The organism is Paenibacillus sp. FSL R7-269 (assembly GCF_000517865.1).
Classification (GTDB): Bacteria; Bacillota; Bacilli; order Paenibacillales; family Paenibacillaceae; genus Paenibacillus_AQ.
Genome location: NZ_ASPS01000027.1, coordinates 83,265 through 102,371 on the forward strand (window position 1 = coordinate 83,265; position 19,107 = coordinate 102,371).

17 protein-coding genes are annotated in these 19,107 nt (G+C 53.0%); 5 read left to right on the forward strand and 12 right to left on the reverse strand.

All coding sequences use genetic code 11. From position 1 onward, the window contains the following. Nucleotides 1–42: 42 nt before the first annotated feature. From C162_RS13870 to C162_RS13900, 7 genes are all read right to left on the reverse strand, one after another. Complete coding sequence (locus tag C162_RS13870) at nucleotides 43–714, reverse strand: hypothetical protein (RefSeq protein WP_036695065.1); 672 nt, start codon at nucleotides 712–714, stop codon at nucleotides 43–45. A gap of 606 nt (nucleotides 715–1,320) precedes the next feature. Further along, nucleotides 1,321–4,698 carry a X2-like carbohydrate binding domain-containing protein gene (locus C162_RS13875; protein WP_051493480.1) on the reverse strand — a complete coding sequence of 1,126 codons (3,378 nt, stop codon included), beginning with the start codon at nucleotides 4,696–4,698 and terminating at the stop codon, nucleotides 1,321–1,323. A 201-nt stretch (nucleotides 4,699–4,899) separates the two neighbouring features. After that, entirely contained in the window at nucleotides 4,900–5,127 is a 228-nt protein-coding gene (locus C162_RS13880; protein WP_036695067.1) for a bacteriocin immunity protein, read from the reverse strand. A gap of 50 nt (nucleotides 5,128–5,177) precedes the next feature. Next, on the reverse strand, nucleotides 5,178–5,444 hold the full coding sequence (locus C162_RS13885) for a hypothetical protein (protein WP_051493482.1): 267 nt from the start codon (nucleotides 5,442–5,444) through the stop codon (nucleotides 5,178–5,180). Between the two features lie 266 nt (nucleotides 5,445–5,710). After that, on the reverse strand, nucleotides 5,711–6,370 hold the full coding sequence (locus C162_RS13890; protein ID WP_051493483.1) for a DUF1775 domain-containing protein: 660 nt from the start codon (nucleotides 6,368–6,370) through the stop codon (nucleotides 5,711–5,713). Nucleotides 6,371–6,399: 29 nt separating this feature from the next. Further along, on the reverse strand, nucleotides 6,400–7,065 hold the full coding sequence (locus C162_RS13895) for a response regulator (protein WP_036695068.1): 666 nt from the start codon (nucleotides 7,063–7,065) through the stop codon (nucleotides 6,400–6,402). Further along, nucleotides 7,034–7,906 (reverse strand): sensor histidine kinase, encoded by an 873-nt coding sequence (locus C162_RS13900; RefSeq protein WP_036695069.1) that lies wholly within the window; start codon nucleotides 7,904–7,906, stop codon nucleotides 7,034–7,036. The genes C162_RS13895 and C162_RS13900 overlap by 32 nt, the downstream gene beginning before the upstream one ends. A 241-nt stretch (nucleotides 7,907–8,147) precedes the next feature. On the opposite strand from C162_RS13900, the gene C162_RS13905 reads away from it, so the two are divergent. The 4 genes from C162_RS13905 to C162_RS13920 all read left to right on the forward strand — a co-directional run bounded on the left by C162_RS13905 (nucleotide 8,148) and on the right by C162_RS13920 (nucleotide 11,527). Beyond that, a complete protein-coding gene (locus C162_RS13905; protein ID WP_036695070.1) occupies nucleotides 8,148–8,843 on the forward strand; it encodes a response regulator transcription factor in 696 nt (231 codons plus the stop codon). Next, nucleotides 8,836–9,933 (forward strand): HAMP domain-containing sensor histidine kinase, encoded by a 1,098-nt coding sequence (locus tag C162_RS13910; RefSeq protein WP_036695071.1) that lies wholly within the window; start codon nucleotides 8,836–8,838, stop codon nucleotides 9,931–9,933. Before C162_RS13905 ends, C162_RS13910 begins: the two co-directional genes overlap by 8 nt. A gap of 173 nt (nucleotides 9,934–10,106) precedes the next feature. Beyond that, a complete protein-coding gene (locus C162_RS13915; protein WP_036695073.1) occupies nucleotides 10,107–10,964 on the forward strand; it encodes a D-Ala-D-Ala carboxypeptidase VanY in 858 nt (285 codons plus the stop codon). A gap of 47 nt (nucleotides 10,965–11,011) precedes the next feature. Beyond that, entirely contained in the window at nucleotides 11,012–11,527 is a 516-nt protein-coding gene (locus C162_RS13920; RefSeq protein ID WP_036695074.1) for a VanZ family protein, read from the forward strand. 29 nt (nucleotides 11,528–11,556) lie between these two features. Here C162_RS13920 and C162_RS13925 read toward each other — a convergent pair whose 3' ends face one another. Together C162_RS13925 and cysK are read right to left on the reverse strand one after the other, a co-directional pair. Beyond that, the gene (locus C162_RS13925) at nucleotides 11,557–12,573 is read right to left on the reverse strand and encodes a hypothetical protein (protein WP_036695075.1); all 1,017 of its coding nucleotides are present in this window, start codon (nucleotides 12,571–12,573) and stop codon (nucleotides 11,557–11,559) included. A 19-nt stretch (nucleotides 12,574–12,592) separates the two neighbouring features. Beyond that, nucleotides 12,593–13,516, reverse strand: a complete 924-nt coding sequence (cysK, locus tag C162_RS13930) for a cysteine synthase A (protein WP_036695076.1) — start codon at nucleotides 13,514–13,516, stop codon at nucleotides 12,593–12,595. 184 nt (nucleotides 13,517–13,700) lie between these two features. Here cysK and C162_RS13935 point away from each other — a divergent pair, with 184 nt between their 5' ends. Next, nucleotides 13,701–14,783 carry a nucleotidyltransferase domain-containing protein gene (locus tag C162_RS13935; RefSeq protein ID WP_036695077.1) on the forward strand — a complete coding sequence of 361 codons (1,083 nt, stop codon included), beginning with the start codon at nucleotides 13,701–13,703 and terminating at the stop codon, nucleotides 14,781–14,783. A 55-nt stretch (nucleotides 14,784–14,838) separates the two neighbouring features. Here C162_RS13935 and C162_RS13940 read toward each other — a convergent pair whose 3' ends face one another. The 3 genes from C162_RS13940 to C162_RS13950 form a co-directional block, all read right to left on the reverse strand. Beyond that, nucleotides 14,839–16,542 carry a methyl-accepting chemotaxis protein gene (locus C162_RS13940; protein ID WP_051493485.1) on the reverse strand — a complete coding sequence of 568 codons (1,704 nt, stop codon included), beginning with the start codon at nucleotides 16,540–16,542 and terminating at the stop codon, nucleotides 14,839–14,841. A gap of 160 nt (nucleotides 16,543–16,702) precedes the next feature. After that, entirely contained in the window at nucleotides 16,703–17,401 is a 699-nt protein-coding gene (locus tag C162_RS13945; protein ID WP_036695078.1) for a Crp/Fnr family transcriptional regulator, read from the reverse strand. A gap of 64 nt (nucleotides 17,402–17,465) precedes the next feature. Beyond that, entirely contained in the window at nucleotides 17,466–19,004 is a 1,539-nt protein-coding gene (locus C162_RS13950; protein WP_036695079.1) for a DUF4153 domain-containing protein, read from the reverse strand. Nucleotides 19,005–19,107 lie beyond the last annotated feature (103 nt).

Below are 19,107 nucleotides of genomic sequence, written 5' to 3' on the forward strand. Positions count from 1 at the left end.
AGACCCTTATCTATATCATCCTGACGTATTCCTAATCCGTACTCACCGCGCATACTGCAAAATCGCCACAGCCGCACGCTCTTGCCGCTCCACATCCGTGCTGTATAGAGCCGCCTTCAGGATAGCTAGCGCCTGCGCTACTGTAGCTTCATCCACCTGAACGCAGCAGGCCCCGGCGGCACTCCCGCCATCCCCTGCCTGATTCCCCAGCCACAGATCGATTCGGGCTGTCGGCAGCACTCCTGAATAAGCAGTTATTCTGCTGTCAGAAGCAAGCAGCTCTGCTGCAGCCAGATTAACCGCAGCAAAAGGCAGACTCTTCAGCCAGGTGACACCGCGCCGGTGGGCTGTACTATCCTCAGTGCCGCTGTGCCGGGTATCATAGAAGTAATCGCCAAGGTCCCCGAGATACACCCACTCTTCATCGGCGATCAGCACATAATCCCCATCCTGCATCGCATTGACGAAGATATCCAGGGTATGGGTTGCGCCCTCCAGCTCCTGCCCGTGATAGCCTGCGGCAGCCAGCTTGCTGCTGATCTCTTCTCTGCTATGCTGCTCCAGATCACCCGTACCGGGATAACCCGCACATATATAATTATCCTCCAAAAAGGATTTCAGCAGCCCGCTGCCGAGTTCCTCAAGCTTCACTCCATACAAGCTCATTTCCGTATCCTTTCCCTCCAGGCAAAGCTGCCGGAGTCTACGCAGCATTGAAACCATCCTTTTCATTATACAGTAAAGGCAGTGGGATTTGAATTCAGCAGATTCTAAGGAAAACGTAGAATAACAGCGCTTACAATACCTTTTCCCAATTAGAAAGTGCAAATTTAAAAATTTCGGCTTTTTACTATTCTCCGTTCGGACGGTATAATTCAGGTATCAGCTCAAGGAAACAGACACTGCAGGAAGAACGTTAGCCAGGACAGAATCTCCGGCAGCTAATCTTAAGCAGCGCTCCACCTTGTGACTGAGACTATATCTTTGATCCTGACATTCCCGCCTTAAGTGAGTCCCTACACGAAACGGTATGAGCTTCTTAAAGCTCACTGGCTTCACAATCCCATCCTATCGTGGTAAGCGGATCAGTTGAGATCAGTTTGAATGTGCAGGATAGGCAAATATACTGCCGCCTCGGACCATTTCTACCCGGCTGAGAACAAAGGATAGGATAAGGAGTCTGAGACTAACATGGGTATAGTGGTAACAATATAAACCTCTATTGTTGATGTACTGATCAACGATAGAGGTTTATATGTGTTCAATGCCCTAGACTAAAAACTGGCAGCCCATGCAATTGTGCATGGGCTGCCGTTCATTCTACAAAGGCTCAATCCCCCATACCAGACTGCCGGAGATGTAAGCCGGCAGCTTGGCCCAATCCGCAGGAGCTGTGCCCGCTGGATTGAAGGAATAATCGCCGGTCTGGGAGTAATTGCTCCAATCTGCCTTGGAGGCCCGCATCTGAATATCGATACTGGCTCCCGGAGCAAGCGAGCCTGCTGCTGCTGTGAAGCCCAGCTCCAGGTAATGGTCCGCGCCGCTCAAGGCTGCTGGCAGCTTCACGAACGTCCCTGTCACATTGGCGCTCCCTACCTGGGACCAGTCACAGAAGAAATTCTGGGCCTGCTCGCCATCACTGGTGTAATAATATCTGAGCTTCACATCAGCGAGGGAGACCGCAGCAGTACCGGTATTCACAAGCTTGATCCGCGGGCTGAGGGCATTGACAGCATTAACGGTGCTGCTATTGAACATCTGGACCTTCAGACCGCCGTCCACCGGCGTTGTCGTATCTGTCACCATGACCGCCAGGCTCTGCGGTGCGCCTGCACTGAACTGGAAGCTCAGCGTGGTTGTTCCCACAGCCTGTGCTGCCAGATAGGCCTTGCGGATCGTTACAACCGATCCGCTCACTGTATAATCCGTTCCGGCGGTTAATACTGCCGGGCCGTTTTTAATAGAAGTTAAAGTATTCCCGTTCAAGGTCATCGCTATTTCGATGTCGCTCTGATTGCCCGTCTTCTTGTCGAAGCTGGCAGTGACTGGTGTGAGGGTTGAATCATTAGCCGTTGATGTCGTATCTGCCACCGTAACCGTTAAGGTCTTCGCAGCTCCGGCACTGAAATGGAAGGTTAGGGTTGTTGCTCCGATGGGCTGTGCTGCCAGATAAGCCTTATGAATCGTTACCGTTGAACCGCTGACTGTATAATCCGTGCCAGCAGTTAGTGCAGTTGCTCCATTGGTTATGGAATCCAGAGTATTTCCGTTCAGGGTCATTGCCACTTCAACGTCGCTCTGATTCCCCGTCTTCTTATCGAAGCTGGCAGTGACCGGCGTAATGACGGAGCCTGCTGCCGGAGGGTTCACCGGATCAGCATATAAAGTCCCGCGGCCATTGGTTCCGAGATAGACACGGCCATAGACGCGCGGATCTCCGGTAATCGCCATATTAATTCTGGCATACTGATGATTATCATCATTAATCCGCACCCAGCTGGCTCCGGCGTCATCCGAACGGAAGACTCCTCTAACACCATCAATCTGGGCTACCGTATAGAGTGCCATGTAATTCTCACCCGGCGCAGCCTTACCGAACCCGATCAGGTCCGCTTCCTCCACATTGCTCAGCTTCGTGAAGCTGGCACCTGAGTTGGTAGAATGCCATATGCCATACTTATCCTGCGGATGTCCTCCGGCAAACCAGATATCTCCTTCAACGCCTGGCATTGCCTTAAGACTGACCTGTGCCTGGCTGGGCTGCAGGCCGTTCACGTTATTGGCAGGCAAGCCGGTGGCTGCCGTAGCAGTGAAGGTAGCTCCACTATCCGTGCTGACATAGAGCTTGCCCTCATAGAAGCCATAGAATTTATTCGGATTCACCCGGTCCGAGGCAATCTTCGCTCCGGCAGGTACGCCGCTGCTTGCGGTCCAGGCATTGCCGCCGGTCTTGGAATAATAGACCCCGATGTCTGACGTACTCCATAAAAGCGCATTGCCGCTCGCAGATACAGCTACCTGGCCTTGCCCAACCGTGGTTGTCCCTCCGTTCGAGGGCTCAGCGTTCGGCATATACCAGTTCTTGCCGTTGTCATTCGAAATCCCGATCGACTTACTGTTCGGATATTTCTCTTTGTCCACACCGCCGACACGGACAACATAGGCCGGGTCCAGCTCCGCATAATCGATACTGTTCGTGCTGGCCCAGGAAGGGCTGGTCTGGAACTTGACGGGTGCCGCTGTCAGATCCTCATACCGGAAGCCGGACACATCGCCAAGCGCGGTAATCAGGTGGGCACCCGCCGGCGGGCTGATCAGCCCGAGCACTGCGGTCTCTTCTACCCCTTTGGCCATCACGGATATCTTGACCTTGCCGCCGGTGTCCCAGGCTCCGAGGTTATTCGTACCGTAGATCGTAGCACCCGTGCCGTACATCATCCGGTCCGAGTTGAACGGGTCAATCTCAAGGTCCCCCATCATCCAGCCCATCTTCGGTGCAGGATCAAGCGAGCTCGAAGTCAGCCCAAGATTGAGCCACGGCGCCGCTGTGATATCCATCTCGAACTTGTAGTTGCGCTCCGGATAGAAGCCCCAATCCCAGATCCGGCTCCAGGTCTCTCCGCCATCCTTACTGCGGAAGATCACCTCGTCCGGCCACCAGGCATTGAGGCTGGCGACCATAAGCGTATTCGGATGCTGGGCATCCAGCGCAAGTCCCCCGAAGCCGTAGAAGTTGTCAGCTCCGGTTGACGGGCTGATGTTTTTCCAGACGCCACTGGTTGTGTTATATTTCCAGACTTCACCCTTGCGTCCGTCATACGGCCCGACCCCGTCACTGTAGGTAAGGTACAGATCGCCGGTTGCCGACAGCTCCCCATGATGCGGAAGCAGGCCTACCGGCTGACCCGGCAGCGCTGACCAGGTTGCACCTCCATCTGTGCTGCGGAACACACTTTTGGCGGTATCCGCGACGCCGACATAGATGGTCTGGGTAGCTTGTCCGGCAGAGCCCGTACTTTTATCAAAAGTAATCCAGGACAAGCCCACGATATCACTCTGATACTCATTCGCCGGATTCTGGACATACGTCCCTACGTTAGTGAAGGAGGTAACCTTAGACCAGGTCACGCCTGAGTCCACACTCTTCCACAGACCGTTCCCGCTACGCGCCCCGAAGAACAGAATGCTGTTCTTATTCGGGTCAATCACCAGCCGTTCCCCGGCTGAACGTCCAGGCATATTACCGCCAACCTTGAAGGGAAGCGCCGTAGACTGCCAGGTATCCCCACGGTCGCTGGAACGCATAATTTGACCATTGCCATCCCAGGAATTCGTGTACGTCCCGGTTGCCATATACACCTTATCCGGATCAACCGGATCGGTAGCCAGCGCGTCTACGCCGTTCTTGTTCCAGTCCACCCAGCCGACCGAGTCATTCAGCGGAATCCAGCTACCGTCCGCCTCATTCCAGCGGTAAGCCCCGCCAATATCCGTCCGCGCATAGATCAGATTCGGTTCCGTCTGGTTGAAAATAATCCCCGGCACAAAACCGCCGCCCGCACCGGTAACCACACTGTTCCAGCTGTAGTCTTCACTGGCTGCGGCATGGGTTACAGCGGGAGCAACGTTAAACAAAGAGCCTGACATCGCTGTCAGTAGGACGAGTATTCCTAGTCTACGGATACGTTTTCGACTCATGATCCTTACCTCCCCAAGCATACTTTGGTAACGCTTCCATTATAGAGCGGATTTCGCCCATGCTGTGAGAGAAAACGGTTGATTCTGCGGGAATTTTGTCAGCAATTAGCGCACCATTTTCACACTTGACGAAATTGGGGATTTAAGTGTTCCATATTATGAAAAAACCTCACGATCAGCAATCGCAAGGCAGTTCTAGTGCTAGTTCTCTATTGGGGGCGGCAGCACAATCGGCTGATAACCCAGCGCAGCATCTACAATCTCCTCCGGTGTCAGCTCCGGCTCATTCCAGAAAATCAGATCACTCACGCCGGGATGAGCTACATTGCTCGCTACGACCTCCAGCCACTCATCCAGCTCGGCCTCTGTTCCTTCGGCGTTCACAATTTTGGTTACGAATGCGATTAGTTGTTGTCGGGATAGGGACATTTTTGGGGGGCTCCTTTATGGTAGAATTTTAAGTAATAAACCTAACTGAATTAGCGGCTTAGAATATCTCCAACATATACGGAGCATTCCTGAACCAGTTCATGTAGCATATCCACTTCTGTACAACGCTTTTCTAACATTGGATTCTCCCGATCGAAAGCTTTAATTACATATACCGCGAACTCATTTCTATACCAACCAACATCAAGAGTATATTTCCCTTCGAAATAACTGACTTGAAATATATCCTCTTGATCCAAGTCCCTCGTTTCATTATAAGTAATTATACCCGGTGAAAAATCAATATCATCAAACATAAACGATTCCTCCTATCGCGGATAGATTCAAGCTTAACTTAAGGCGAATTTTTATGTATTAGAGCCCAGTATATGTAATTATAATAAAAGTTGCTGGAATTGGTATATAGTTAGCTCCTCTATCCATTCACAATTGCTCGCATCCTGTGCAACAGACAATAGTCCGGGCCAGCTTCTCGCACCCATACAAAAACAAACAACCCCGCAGCAGATGTGATTTCACATCTGCTGCGGGGGTCTCTCCATACAATACAAATCATTCCAGCCTACTCCTGCTTCCCCCGAAGCAGAGCTATCGCTGCCAGCAGGAAGGAGACCAGGGAGATGCCGAGGGTAATGTAGAGCATCGGCGAGGTGCCGGTGCTGGCGCCTTCCTTCTCCACAATGGCCTGATGCTCGTCCATGGTCATGGTGCCGTTGCCGGACATATCTGCGGCACCGTGGCCGTGACCGCCATCGGCGCTGCCGGAGGCTTCAGCGATGGCGGTGATGGAATGCGGGGATTCCGAACCGGGTTCGCCGGACCATTGCACGAGGCTGCCATCGGCATAGTGCTGGTAGGCATCCCAGGCGATATTGCCTGCGGAGTCGGGGTTCTTGGCTGTGAAGTAGAAGCGCTGGAACTGTCCAGCCTGAATGCCGCCGTCCTTGGCAATCCAGCTCACTTTATTCCCGTCCACGGTTACCTCCCACCCGGGAGTGGCTTCGTATTGCTTGAATTCCGCGCCTGCCGGAATCCGCAGATCCACCTGGACGGTGGGGCTTTCTTTCTCAGATGGTACCTTCAGGGTATATGTCTCCCAGGCCCCCGTGCTGGACTCTGCTGGACTAACGGTTACGTGGGCGCTCGCCACGGCGGCGAACAACAGTAATGCGGCGGCTGCCGGTGCGGCCAGTGCTGCTATTTTGCGAAATATTCTATTCAATGGAATCTCCCCTTCTCTCTTGTGTATGTCTATCTCTTCCCCGGAAAATCCCGCTCCCGCGAAGCCAGCCCCTGCTCCAGGGCGTATCTGGTGAGCTGTGTGCGGTTCTGAAGCTGAAGCTTCTGCAGGATGTTCTTCAGGTGATTCTTGACCGTATGCTCGGAAATCCCGAGGGTGGCGGCAATCTCCTTATTGGTGGACCCGGAGGATACACAGCCCAGTATCTCCTTCTCCCGCGCCGTTAATGCCTCCCGCTCCTCCTTGACGGAGGTGAGCGCGAACTCCTTCAGAATCTGGAACGCCAACTCCCGGCTAAGCGGCACCTCTTCGCTTACAATCGCCAGCAGATATTCGATCCAGGTAGACGGGGCCAGGTTCTTCAGGAGGTACCCCTGCGCCCCCTGCTTAAGCGCCTCGAACAGATAAGAGATCTCATCCGACACGGTGACGATGACAATCCGGACATACGGATATTCCAGCTTAATGCGCCGCGTGGTCTCCAGACCATCCATTCCCGGCATCTCGATATCGATCAGAATGAGATCCGGCATCCATTGCCCGGTCCAGACGATCGCCTCCGCTCCGCTGGCCACCGCACCAATCACTTCAAACCGTTCATCCAGCGCCAGTATCTCGCTCATTGCCTCGCGGGCATGTGCATGGTCATCGACGATTAGTACCCGGCAGCGTTCCATCCTGCGCACCCCCTTTTACAATTGCTACAGTTGTTCCTTCCGCTCCTGAGTGAAGTTGAAGCGCCCAACCCATACTGCGGGACCGTTCCCTCATAATCTGCAGGCCATAGCTGCCGCTCACTGCAAAAGGATCATCATGCTCAATTCCCGCGCCGTCATCTGCAATGGTTACACGCCAGCCGTGCTCATTTCCTTGGCCCGATACGGACACCCTGCCCGCACGTGTGTGCTTACGCACGTTGATAATCGCTTCACGTATGCAGGACAACAGCTCTGCCTGTTCGGCCGGTGTCAGTGCCTGCTCTTCCAGATGCCAGTCCAGGGATACCTCGATCATAACTTCTCCGGCTATGGCTGCCAGCTGCTCATGGATAGAACGCTCCAGTGAGAAGCTCTCCGCGCCGCTCACCGGCACCTTCAGATTGGCAATAGCCTGCCGTACATAACGGTTAACCTCGTGAACGGTCTTCTTGATCTGATCCACACTGTCCGCGCTGATCCCGCCGTCCTTGCGGTTATGCTCCAGCCGGTCTATCCGCACGGAGAGAAGGAACAGGGACTGGGCCATTCCGTCATGCAGCTCTTTGGCCAGCGCCTCCCGTGCTTCCATCGCTCCGGTGGCCGCCCGCTCCTGCTCCAGCTCCCGCTGATTGCGCTCCATGAGGCGAAAGAGCGGCAGCAGCAGCATAATACTGAAGAGAAATACCAATACAGGTGTTAAGAAGTTGCCCGTGTCCATAGAGACGTATGGCATCAGGAACTGATGTCTCACCCATTCCCAGATACCGACCATAACCGTGGGAATCAGCAGGATAAGCACTTTAATTCGGGTATACGTCACAGTTCCCTCCCTAATTTCTGTTCGTTATTTTACCATTTCCGGTTGATCCCCGGCATGACTCTTTAGGGCTATGCCCGTCCGCATATGTTACAGAATTAAGTATTTAAAAGTTAATCCATTCCTTTCATAGCTCCCATCGTCCTATCATAACAGTTAGCGAAACCATATCCGATAGGGTACACTAGGAATGACATGCAATCAAGTATACATTCATGCTGACACTATTAGGAGAGATAATGAAATGAAACGGATTACGATTCTAATCGCCGACGATGATCCCGAGATTGCCGATCTGATCGGACTGCATTTGGAAAAAGAAGGCTACCACCCCATAAAGGTTACAAACGGCCCGGCGGCGGTGCAGGTCATCCAGTCCAGGCATATCGACCTGGCGATTCTGGATATTATGATGCCCGGGCTGGACGGGTATGAGGTGACCCGGCAGATCCGGGAGCAGCATGGGCTGCCGATTATTTTTGTGAGTGCGAAGACTTCGGATCTGGATAAAATCACCGGGCTTGTCATCGGCGCCGACGATTATATGACCAAGCCCTTCAATCCCATGGAGCTGGTCGCCAGAGTGAACGCACAGCTCAGACGTTCCATGAAGCTGAACCAGCCGGTTACCGAGCAGAAGGCCGTGGTGGAAGCTGGGGGACTGATCGTCGATGCGGACCGTCGTTCCGTGACCTTGTACGGACAGCCCGTGGAGCTGACGCCGAAGGAATTCGATATCCTGTACTTGCTCGCCAGCTACCCGAAGAAAGTATTCAGCGCTGAGCAGCTTTTTCAGCAAATCTGGGGTGAGGCTTATTATGAAGGCGGGAACACCGTGATGGTCCATATCCGCACCCTGCGCAAAAAGCTGGGCGAAGACCAGAGTAAAAATACATGGATCAAAACGATCTGGGGAGTTGGGTACACGTTCAATGGCTAATCTGGTCCGCAGCTTCCGCTTCAAAATGATATCCCTGCTGGTACTCAGCATGCTCTGCTCCGGCGTTATTACCTTTGTACTCTACAAAAGCCTGCAAATGTATTACACCTCTCAGGTGAAGTATGAAGACAAGCTGACCCGCTTCCGTTACCTAATTGCCGATTTCGGTGACCTGAATTTCTTCCTGATCTTCTTCATTCCGCTGGCGCTGCTGTTCTTCTTCCTGTTCACCAAGCCGTATGCCCGCTATTTCAAAGAAATCTCGCACCACATCCGCCTGCTGGCTAACGGGGATTTCAAAAGCCGGATCGAAATTCATTCTAACGATGAATTCGAGGATATCGCCGCTGATCTTAACCAAGCCAAAGACAAACTCGAGGAAGCGGTGGAACGCGGGGACTTCGCGGAGAACAGCAAGGACAAGCTGGTGCTCAATCTGGCTCATGATCTGCGGACTCCGCTGACCTCTGTACTCGGCTACCTGGATCTGGTGCTGAAGGACGGGGAGTTAACCGCCGAACAAGTTAAGCATTACACCACGATTGCCTACACCAAATCACAGCGGCTGGAAAAGCTGATCGACGAGCTGTTCGAGATTACCCGGATGAACTACGGCATGCTTACCGTGGAGCAGCGCCCCCTGGATCTGAGCGAGCTGCTGGTCCAGCTGAACGAGGAATTGTATCCTCTGCTGGAGAACAACGGGCTGACGGCCCGGACCCAGATCACTCCACAGCTCAAAATCACCGGGGACGGGGAACTGCTGGCCCGGGTGTTCGAGAACCTGCTGACCAATGCGGTGCGTTACGGCAAAGACGGCCGTTATGTCGATATCCGCTGCTACCCGGAGGGTGAGACGATCGTTGTCCATGTTATGAATTACGGGGATATGATCCCGGCGGAGGATCTGCCTTTTCTGTTCGATATGTTCTATACAGGCGACCGGGCGCGGACCCATCAGGAGAGCAGCACCGGGCTGGGCCTGTTCATTGCCAAAAATATCGTCGAGCAGCATCAGGGGACGATCTCCGTACAGAGTGACACGATCCGCACGCTCTTCGAGGTCCGTCTGCCGGGTGTGATCGAGTAGTATGCTCCGTCGATAGGTGCAGTGTTGCCGTCCTTTTAGGAGGACGGTTTTTTTGCATTTACATTTCAAGCTGGAACACTTCAAGCTATTTTAAGAAAAACTTTATCTTTTCCCCACTTCTATTTAAACACGCTCCTCTATGCTTAAGTCATTGAAACAAGGAGGACGAGAACATGAAGAAATGGTTAGTGGTAATTGTGATTGCCCTGCTGATCGGTTATGAGTGGATGTCCAGGGATCAAGAGGATGCCACGGCAGACCTGAATATTAAGACAATACGAGTCTCTGCAGATAATGGCTCGAAGACTCTGACCGTGATCCCGAAGGGCCAGATCTATCAGGGGAACCTGCTGCTGGTCAACAAGGATTATCCCGTTCAGCCCTCGGGGGTCAGCGCAGATATTGTAAGGCTTACCGACTATGAGGAGCTGACTTCCGGCTACCTGCTGCTGGATCACAAAACGCTGCTCTCGAGGCAAGTGGCAGAGAAATTCACCAAGATGGTACATGCCGCAGCCGGGGATGACATCAACAGCTTCCTGATCAGCAGCGGTTACCGGGACAATGAGAAGCAGAAGCAGTTATATGAGGAAAAAGGAGCAGATTATGCTCTTCCGCCCGGATACAGCGAGCATAACCTGGGCTTGTCGCTTGACATCGGCTCCTCCCAAATGGCCATGAGCCGCGCCCCTGAAGGACAATGGCTGCGGGAGCATGCATGGGATTACGGCTTTATTCTGCGCTATCCTGAGGATAAAACAGATATCACCGGCATCAAGTATGAGCCCTGGCATTTCAGATATGTAGGACTTCCGCACAGTGTGATTATGCGCGACAAGAACTTCACGCTGGAAGAATATCTTGAATTCCTTAAGGGGAAGAAGTCGATTGCCACTACCGTTAACGGAGTCGAATATCAGATTTCCTATATCGAAATTAACGGGAACACTCCTGTTCCCACCCCTGACGCCCAGCATATTGAGTTCTCCGGCGATAACATGAACGGTGTGATTATGACGGTCTATCCTTAATGACTAAGCCATATAACATTACAATCTACAGAAAGCGGTGATATAAAATGAATAAGGCACACAAGCAGACAAAGTACGGTTTACAGGTACTGTTTACCGTCTACGTGTATATTTTGTTTAAAATTATTTTGTTCAAATTCGGTTCGATGAATCTCCCGTTTCTATGGCAGCAGCTTCAGCACAGCCCGGACCATATTGCCGCCAGTCTGCAACGCGCAAATCTGGTCCCGCTGGCCACCTTAACCAATACCTATCACCATATCAGCACAAGCACCGTCGTTAATTTTCTGGGGAATATCGCCTTATTCATTCCTTATGGCATCTTCCTGGTGCTGCTCAACCCGAATGGAAAAGGCAGCGGCTCCTTCACCGGTGTCCTGCTGTGGTCCTTCGCGTTAAGCGCCGTGCTGGAATGCTCGCAAGCCGTATTCTATATTGGAACGTTTGATGTGGATGACCTTCTTCTAAATACATTCGGCGGGGTGCTGGGATATATGCTGATCCGGCCTATCCTGACGATCTATACGACAGGCAGACAAGGCTCCTCCGTCACCCAGAAGTGACGGGGAGCCTTGCTGTCCGTTCGCCCTGCTCACAAGGGAGAGGTATAGCGGCCATATTCGATCGCAAGCTCTGTGAAGCCATTGCCTGCCTGCTTCAGGAAAAAGCTGTTCACACCCTCCGCTCCCCACCAGTTCAGCCCAAGCAGTAGCCCCTCTGCTGTATGTGCCGCGAACAGCAGGGAGAACATCTGCGGGTTCAACTCTCCGCCGTCATCGACACGCCAGACTGAATATTCATTATCCGTAATCTCCGCAGGATAGTCCTTGAAGCTGAGCTTCCCGTCTTCCTCCAGCACCAGGCTAAATAGCATATCCTTATCTTGTCTTACGAACTGCACCAGATAGAGCTGTCTGTCCGGTCCCAGCCCGGCCAGCTTCCAGGCGGCCTGGATCTTCCGCCCTTTGACGGCTGCTATACTCTTACGAAGCGGATCACCGGCTGCAAGCTGCGGGCCTGCCGGGTCGGCGGGCTGAAGCTCCAGCAACGCTGCCTGCGGAAAGACCGCAGAATCAACCAGAACATAGGTCTCATCCCGCATCGCTGCGTCACCCTCTACCTTGAACAGATAACCGGACATATTCGGAATATTATTCGCCAGCTCCCGTCCGTTGTTGTTATCGTTGCCCGTCTGCCATTTCTCCAGCTTCACAGCCAGCACCTGACCTCCGTTCCCGATGGCAGTGTTCAGGGACTTCAACTGCTCTCCGGCTCCCTCCTCTTCCCTGGTGACGATAATATGACTCCCGGTCTCACTAGCGAATCCGAAGACTGGCTGCAGCTTGGCAGGGTCAAGGAAGGTAGCCGGGGCTTGGGAGGCCGTAGCTGACGCTGATGCTGCCGGAACGGCACTTGGCTGGTTATCCGTCGGCTGTGCGGCTGGTGATGGACTGCCGTCAGACGGCCCTGCCGAAGCTGCTGCACTGCTGGTAGCATCATTGCTGTTCGTCCGGGCACACCCGGTCAGACTAGAGGCTATCGCTGCTGTAAGAATAAGACTTCCGGCCGCTCTTACCCCGTACCTGAAACTGCGCTTCGCTTGATTCATAGCGGTCCTCCAATATGATTTAGTCAAAAATCCCCATGCTGAGGTAACGTTCCCCGGTATCCGGCGCGATACATAACACCCGCTTGCCCCGTCCCAGGCGCCGTGCCTCCTGCAAGGCCGTCCAGACTGCGGCTCCGCCGGAAGGTCCGATCAGAATTCCCTCAGTACGGGCCAGTTCTCTTACCATCTCCAAGGCATCCTCATCGGATACCTGCACAATCTCATCGTAGATGCCGGTATTCAGAATCGCCGGCACGAAGCCGGGGCTGGTTCCCACCAGCTTATGCGGCCCGGGCTGGCCGCCGGACAGCACCGGCGAACCCTGCGGCTCCACGACAACCACGCGCAGCTCCGGCAGTCGTGCGCGCAGCGCCTCCCCGGTTCCGGTAATAGTGCCGCCCGTCCCGGAAGTGGCAACGAAGACATCCAGCCGCCCTTCCATCTGTTCCAGAATTTCCGGCGCGGTGGTGGTGCGGTGAATATCCGGGTTCGCCTGATTCTCGAACTGCTGCGGAATGAAGCTGCCGGGGATCTCCCGTCCCAGCTCCACCGCCTTAGCAATCGCGCCGGGCATGCGCTCCGCCGCCGGAGTCAGCACCACTTCCGCCCCATAAGCCTTCAGGATATTGATCCGTTCCTTCGTCATATTATCCGGCATGATCAGGATAGCCTTATATCCCTTCGCTGCCGCGTTCATCGCCAGTCCAATTCCAGTATTTCCGCTGGTCGGCTCAATAATTGTCCCGCCCGGCTGCAGCCGCCCGTCCAGCTCCGCCTGGAGAATCAGATTATAGGCCGCCCGGTCCTTGACGCTGCCGCTGGGATTGAACATCTCCAGCTTCACATACAGCTCCGCATCCGCAGATCCCGTTACCCGGTTCAAGCGCACAACCGGCGTGCCGCCGATCAGCTCTGTAATATTGCTTACTACCCGATTCGTCATGGGTATGCCTCCTTTGTTTCTGCCTCGGTCTTCATGATTTAGCTTCTATTGTATCGCTAACCTGTATTGCTTGTCGATTTTGCATCAGGGAGAGAATGATCCTAACCGAAGTCGGTATACCCGAGGACTCCAGATCCTTTTACAATGAATACAACAACAAGCCACAACGCAGGAGGAATCAGCTATGAACGAAAGTACCAGGAAAGAATTATTATCCAAAAATGAAAAATTAATCAATATGGTGATCGAGCGGGCCAAACGGGATTTTCCGGAAGAGATTGCAGTGATCGGACTTACGGGCTCTTTCAGAACCGGGGATTTCCATGACAAAAGCGATCTCGATCTGATCATCATCAATAACAATAATGAAGGCTGGGACATCTCATCCTGCTTCATTCTCGGGGATGTCGGATATGATATCTACTGCACGCCTTGGGAGACCCGGATTGAAGATCAGGCGGCGCTTGAGAGTCCGATGATCTCCAGTCTGACCGATCTGCTGGTGCTCTACTGCGCGAAGCCGGAATATATGGAGAAGCTGAGAGCCTATCAGCAGCGGGCGCAGGATGCACTGGCGAAGCCCATTGGAAGCGAATGCCTGGAGCGGGCCAAGAAGTGGATTGATCTGGCGAAGCAGGAGTATGCGAATGCATATCTTCATGAGGAGATCGGGGCAGTCAGGCTGGCATCAGCCGAAATGGTGTATAATCTGGTGAACGCTTTGTCGCAAATGAATAATACGTATTTTCAGAGAGGGCTGAAGCGTTATCTGGAGGAGGTGAAGTCCTTCCGGCATCTTCCGGGGGATTTCGAGACGAACTACTGGAATGTGATCCGAGCAAAAAATGTGGATGAGATCAGAAACACTTCCCGTTTCCTGCTGAATAGCATCCTTGAGCTTCACAAAGCGCTGCATCAGCAATATGTGGAACAGCCTGTGCCCACCTATGATAATCTAAAGGGAACCTATGAGGAATTATGGTGCAACTACCGTAACAAGGTGATTTCCAGCGTTGAAAGTAAGGATGCCTCTTACGCCTTTTACGCCGCTATGGGAGCGCAGGGTCTGCTGGATGAGATGACCGAGTCGCGGGGAACGCGGAAGTTCAAACTTATGCAGTATTTTGATGTGGACTATCTGGACCTGTTCAAGGACCGGTTCCTCCTGGCAATGGACGACTATCTGGAGGAATATCACCGGGTCGGACGGCAGCTTCAGCGTTACGATACTTTGGAAGAGCTGTACCGGGAATATATGAAAAAGTAGCGAAAAAGCAAGACGAAGCCCCCTCCCTCTCGTTCAGGGTAGGGGCTTCGTCTAATTATACATTAAAACGTGCTACCAAACCTTGCAGCCCTTGCGCCAGCATGCTAAGTGCACTGGCAGAAGAGGCGATCTGTTCCACTGAAGCCATCTGCTCTTGCGATGCGGCGGATACTTGCTGTGTACTTGCCGCGGTGGTCTCCGAGATATGCGTAACGGTGCGGATGGAATCTACAATCTCCTCCGTCGCTGCCGTGATTTCTTCTACCGCACCGGATACCTCCTGGACCTGTCCCGCCAGTGAATCAATCGAATGGCGGATGGCATTGAAAGACTGCCCTGCCTCTTCTATGATCTTGGTTCCGCCCATTACTTCGTTCATGCTGTTCTTCATCACCTTCACTGCATGATCAGCATCGGCCTGGATTCCAGTCGCCATTTCGGCAATCTGATTGGCGGAATCTGCGGACTGTTCGGCCAGTCTGCGCACTTGATCGGCTACAACAGCAAATCCTCTGCCGTGCTCTCCGGCCCGGGCCGCTTCAATGGTTGCATTCAGTGCCAGCATATTCGTCTCCGAGGCAATCCCCTTGATCACCCCTACAATGCTGCTTATATCCTGTGAACGATTCACGAAGCCCATAACCTTTTGCGATAATGACTGAATGGATTCGTTAATCGATTCCATCTGCCGGACGGCAGATTGCAGAGACAGATCCCCGGCCACCGCATAATCTGAAGAATGCATAGAAGCTTCCGAGATATCCTGTACACTGGCAGCAATCTGTTGAATCCCGTCCGACATTTCAATAATGGTGTTCATGTTGGTCTGCAGATCATTCATCTGCATGCCCGCGCCGCTTGCGACCTCACCCATAATTCCGGCGATCTTCTCGGTAGTATCGGCGGTCGCTCCGCTATCCGAGGTCAGCTTCACTGAAGAAGCCGCCAGACCGTTCGCCGACAGCTTCACCTGGGTGATCATTGCTGCCAGATTATCGGTCATTGTATTGAAATTCCGGGCCAGCTCACCGATCTCATCCTTCGTCTGCACACTAAGCTTGCGGGTTAAGTCGGCATCGCCGCCCACAATCTCCTGGAGCTGCCTGTTCACATCGTTCACCGGCTTCAGAATCCTTGCCGACAATACGAATGCGATCAGCAGAGCCAGCACCACGGATAAGCCTGTCACCCCCATGCTGGTAAACATCGAGGAGCTGCGGTGGGTAGCCGCCTGGCTCTGTTCCTTCATAATTTCATCATGCAGCATCGTCTCGAACACCAGCTGGGAATCGATAATAGTCGTAAGGGAGAGGCTTGTGAACGACTTCTGCGCTTGCGGGAAATCCCCTTCCTTAGCCAAGGCAAAAGCCTTCTTCAGCACCGTCAGATAATTGTCCCACTCCCCCTCCAGCTTCTGAATTCCTGCAAGCTCCGCTTGATTCAGGCCGGCGCCCTTAAGCTCTTCAACTGCGGCTGTAATCTCCGGGATCTTGGCTTCATAGGCGGTCAGATTGGCAGTTCTCTCCTCAGTGGTATTACTCATCACATACCTTGCGGCCAGGCCGTCCGCCGTCCGGATCTCATCGGTTAATTTCTGTACCATCGAGAGCTTGCTGTAATTACGGTTGATCTGATCTGTAAGCATGGTCACCTTACCCTGAAATATAGTACTGCCGGTTATTGCGAGAATGAACACGAGAATAACAGCGGCGAAACCAAACATGATTTTGGCCCGGATTCCTCTAAGTCTGCTCGACATGATAACTACCTCCACTCGATATGTAAGCTCTACTATGTAATCTCTACGTATCGTACATCACAATACTTAAATAAATCTGAAATGCACTGATCACACGAAAAACCCCCATCCCTGCCAAGGCAGAAATAGAGGTTCTCTGAATGACTTCCTATCATCCGGTTCAATCGTACAAATTCCCGTTCGCAAGCCTTGCCAGCCGCTCCTCATCCCGAACAATCAATCGGCCGTTCCTGCGTTCAATAATTCCGTCTTCAATCAGGCGGCGCACCACCCGGTTGAGATGCCGGTAACTGGTGCCAAGCAGATCGGCGGTCTCTGTCAGTGTGGAGGTACGAATCTCTTCTACGCGCTGGGCGCCGGTGTTGTCCGCGAACAGCGACATCAGGTAGCTGGCGAACCGGTTCTCTACCGGATAGAGCACATTCATGGCTGAGGTCTGGCCGAGCGTGTACATTTTGTGGCTCAACTCTCCTACCAGGAAGCGCAACAGCGCAGTATTGTCTTCAATCTCCCGGAGCAGCAGCTTCCTTCCGGCGACAAGCAGCAGGCTGTCCCCTACAGAGACGACCTCATTCTTGACCGGATACTGGCGCAGCAGCTCCACATCCCCGATTACCGACATCGGCCGGGCGAACCGGACCAGCATGGACTTGCCGTTAGGCAGCAGCGTATGAATCTTCAGCTTGCCTTGCATCAGGAAAAACATATGCTCCAGCCGGTCGCCCACTGAGCAGACGGCCTCCCCGCCGCTGTAACGCCGAAGCTCCATCTGGGCAATCGCGCTGCTGCTGAACATGGCTGTGAGTCCATTCTGCTCGGTAAGGCTTCGAACCGCCTCCGGATTTATAATCGATTGCATGAGCTTCTTCTCTCCTTGTGTCATTTCTGCTGAAATTACTGTATCACAAGTCAAAGCCCGGAAGCTATTTGTACACTACCTCTCCTGCAAAATATTCCGCAAGCACTCTACGCTCCCGGTGATTCGCCAGATTGAACGAAGGCCAGCTCTGCTTAGGCTGAGTACGTTCAGACAGTCTGCTGCGCAGCGCCTCGTCCAGAATCCCCTTTTCCTGCTTGCTGAACCTGATCAGCTCTGGAACCACATCTGCGGAGAGTCCGGCCAGATAACCGGCATCCAGTGTGCCGCTTGCTTCATAACGCTGGATATTCTGCTGGGCAATGATATGATCCATTCCTATATAGTTCATCAGCACGTAGGAGAGCAGGCCGAGCACGATGTAACATTTGAGAAGCGGGAAGGGTTCCCGGCTAATCCGCACGGCCGCCAGCACCAGCAGCATTCCGAGGAAGATCATGAAGGCATGCACCAGGAACCGGATGTAGGTATAACCGTAAGCCTCTTCATACAGAGTCAGCCGCGAGTACGCAGAATACAGCATGATCATGGAGCATAACACCAGAATGTACAGCAGGAGCTGAATTACCCGCTTCAGAATGCCGCCCGCTTTACGCACAGCCAGTAAGGACAGCAGCAAGATCGCGAAGTTAATGGATGTGACCAGAATCAGCTCCAGAAAACCGCTCCGCGCATAGTCCGCATACGTACTGTTCTCCGGCAGAATCCCGTCCCAGGCGCCGAACAGATACGAGAACTGGACACTCACAAACAGCATGTACACTGCATTGATTGCAGTCAGTACAGTAGTGATAATGACGGGGTCATCAAGACCAATACCCTCGTCCCCTGCTTCAGCTGCTACCAGCTTCTGTCCCATCGAATCAAACTCACTGGCCAGTGGAGTGCGGATATAGGATTTACTCTGTACAAACCCCCAGACGAAGCCGAACATGCCCAGCCCGAGCAGCAGAACCCACAAGCCCCGGAAGATCCAGTCCCCCAGCGAAATATTGTCAAAAATCCTTGGGAGCGCTGCCAGCAGCTGACTGAATACTCCGTCCGCCGTAGAGAGCAGCGAGATCACGATCAGCAACAGCGGCACGGAAATCAGCAGGCCAATCAGCACCCGCATCAATACCTGCTTGCGTTCATTCGGTATCCCGCCTTTGCCCCGGCGCAGCAGTCTCAGTCCCGTCGCCCAGTTGCGCAGACTTTGCGGGAACAGATGCTCCAGGGCCGCGCCGATCAGTGCGATTCCGCTCCAAGCGGGCTTGCGGTAACTAAGCATATACGTCATATGTAATAGAATCAGCACCGGAATAACAACGATATTAAGCGCAAAGAAAAACCAGTTGCCGAACAGCATATAGGTCAGGGACAACAAAAAAATAGAAGCCATCCAAACATAGCTGAACCAGGTCTGCTTGCGAAGCCGCTCCTTGGCGAAATAGAGCATAAAGGCGTAGAACAATGTGACAAAAATCGGGTAAGAGATCCCCGGCATTTTGCCGTAGAACAGGTACTGATGCACAATCGCAAGCAGAAATGCGGCTAATAAGGCTACACGCCCAAGCCCCGGTTTGGATACCATTTGTTCATCCATGGTAAATTCCCCCATCTTTTTACTGTCATATCCTGATTCTAGCTGATAAAATAAGAAGAAAAAGAGAAATATAATATTATTAATTTCCTATTTTAATGTTGAG

Excerpts from the sequence above, each read along its gene's own strand:
- C162_RS13915 (WP_036695073.1), top strand. The coding sequence starts at position 10,107 with ATGAAGAAATGGTTAGTGGTAATTGTGATTGCCCTGCTGATCGGTTAT.
- C162_RS13920 (WP_036695074.1), top strand. The coding sequence starts at position 11,012 with ATGAATAAGGCACACAAGCAGACAAAGTACGGTTTACAGGTACTGTTT.
- C162_RS13870 (WP_036695065.1), bottom strand. The coding sequence starts at position 714 with ATGCTGCGTAGACTCCGGCAGCTTTGCCTGGAGGGAAAGGATACGGAA.
- C162_RS13895 (WP_036695068.1), bottom strand. The coding sequence starts at position 7,065 with ATGGAACGCTGCCGGGTACTAATCGTCGATGACCATGCACATGCCCGC.
- C162_RS13945 (WP_036695078.1), bottom strand. The coding sequence starts at position 17,401 with ATGCAATCGATTATAAATCCGGAGGCGGTTCGAAGCCTTACCGAGCAG.
- C162_RS13880 (WP_036695067.1), bottom strand. The coding sequence starts at position 5,127 with ATGTCCCTATCCCGACAACAACTAATCGCATTCGTAACCAAAATTGTG.
- C162_RS13950 (WP_036695079.1), bottom strand. The coding sequence starts at position 19,004 with ATGGATGAACAAATGGTATCCAAACCGGGGCTTGGGCGTGTAGCCTTA.
- cysK (WP_036695076.1), bottom strand. The coding sequence starts at position 13,516 with ATGACGAATCGGGTAGTAAGCAATATTACAGAGCTGATCGGCGGCACG.
- C162_RS13925 (WP_036695075.1), bottom strand. The coding sequence starts at position 12,573 with ATGAATCAAGCGAAGCGCAGTTTCAGGTACGGGGTAAGAGCGGCCGGA.
- C162_RS13905 (WP_036695070.1), top strand. The coding sequence starts at position 8,148 with ATGAAACGGATTACGATTCTAATCGCCGACGATGATCCCGAGATTGCC.
- C162_RS13875 (WP_051493480.1), bottom strand. The coding sequence starts at position 4,698 with ATGAGTCGAAAACGTATCCGTAGACTAGGAATACTCGTCCTACTGACA.
- C162_RS13935 (WP_036695077.1), top strand. The coding sequence starts at position 13,701 with ATGAACGAAAGTACCAGGAAAGAATTATTATCCAAAAATGAAAAATTA.
- C162_RS13885 (WP_051493482.1), bottom strand. The coding sequence starts at position 5,444 with ATGTTTGATGATATTGATTTTTCACCGGGTATAATTACTTATAATGAA.
- C162_RS13910 (WP_036695071.1), top strand. The coding sequence starts at position 8,836 with ATGGCTAATCTGGTCCGCAGCTTCCGCTTCAAAATGATATCCCTGCTG.
- C162_RS13940 (WP_051493485.1), bottom strand. The coding sequence starts at position 16,542 with ATGTCGAGCAGACTTAGAGGAATCCGGGCCAAAATCATGTTTGGTTTC.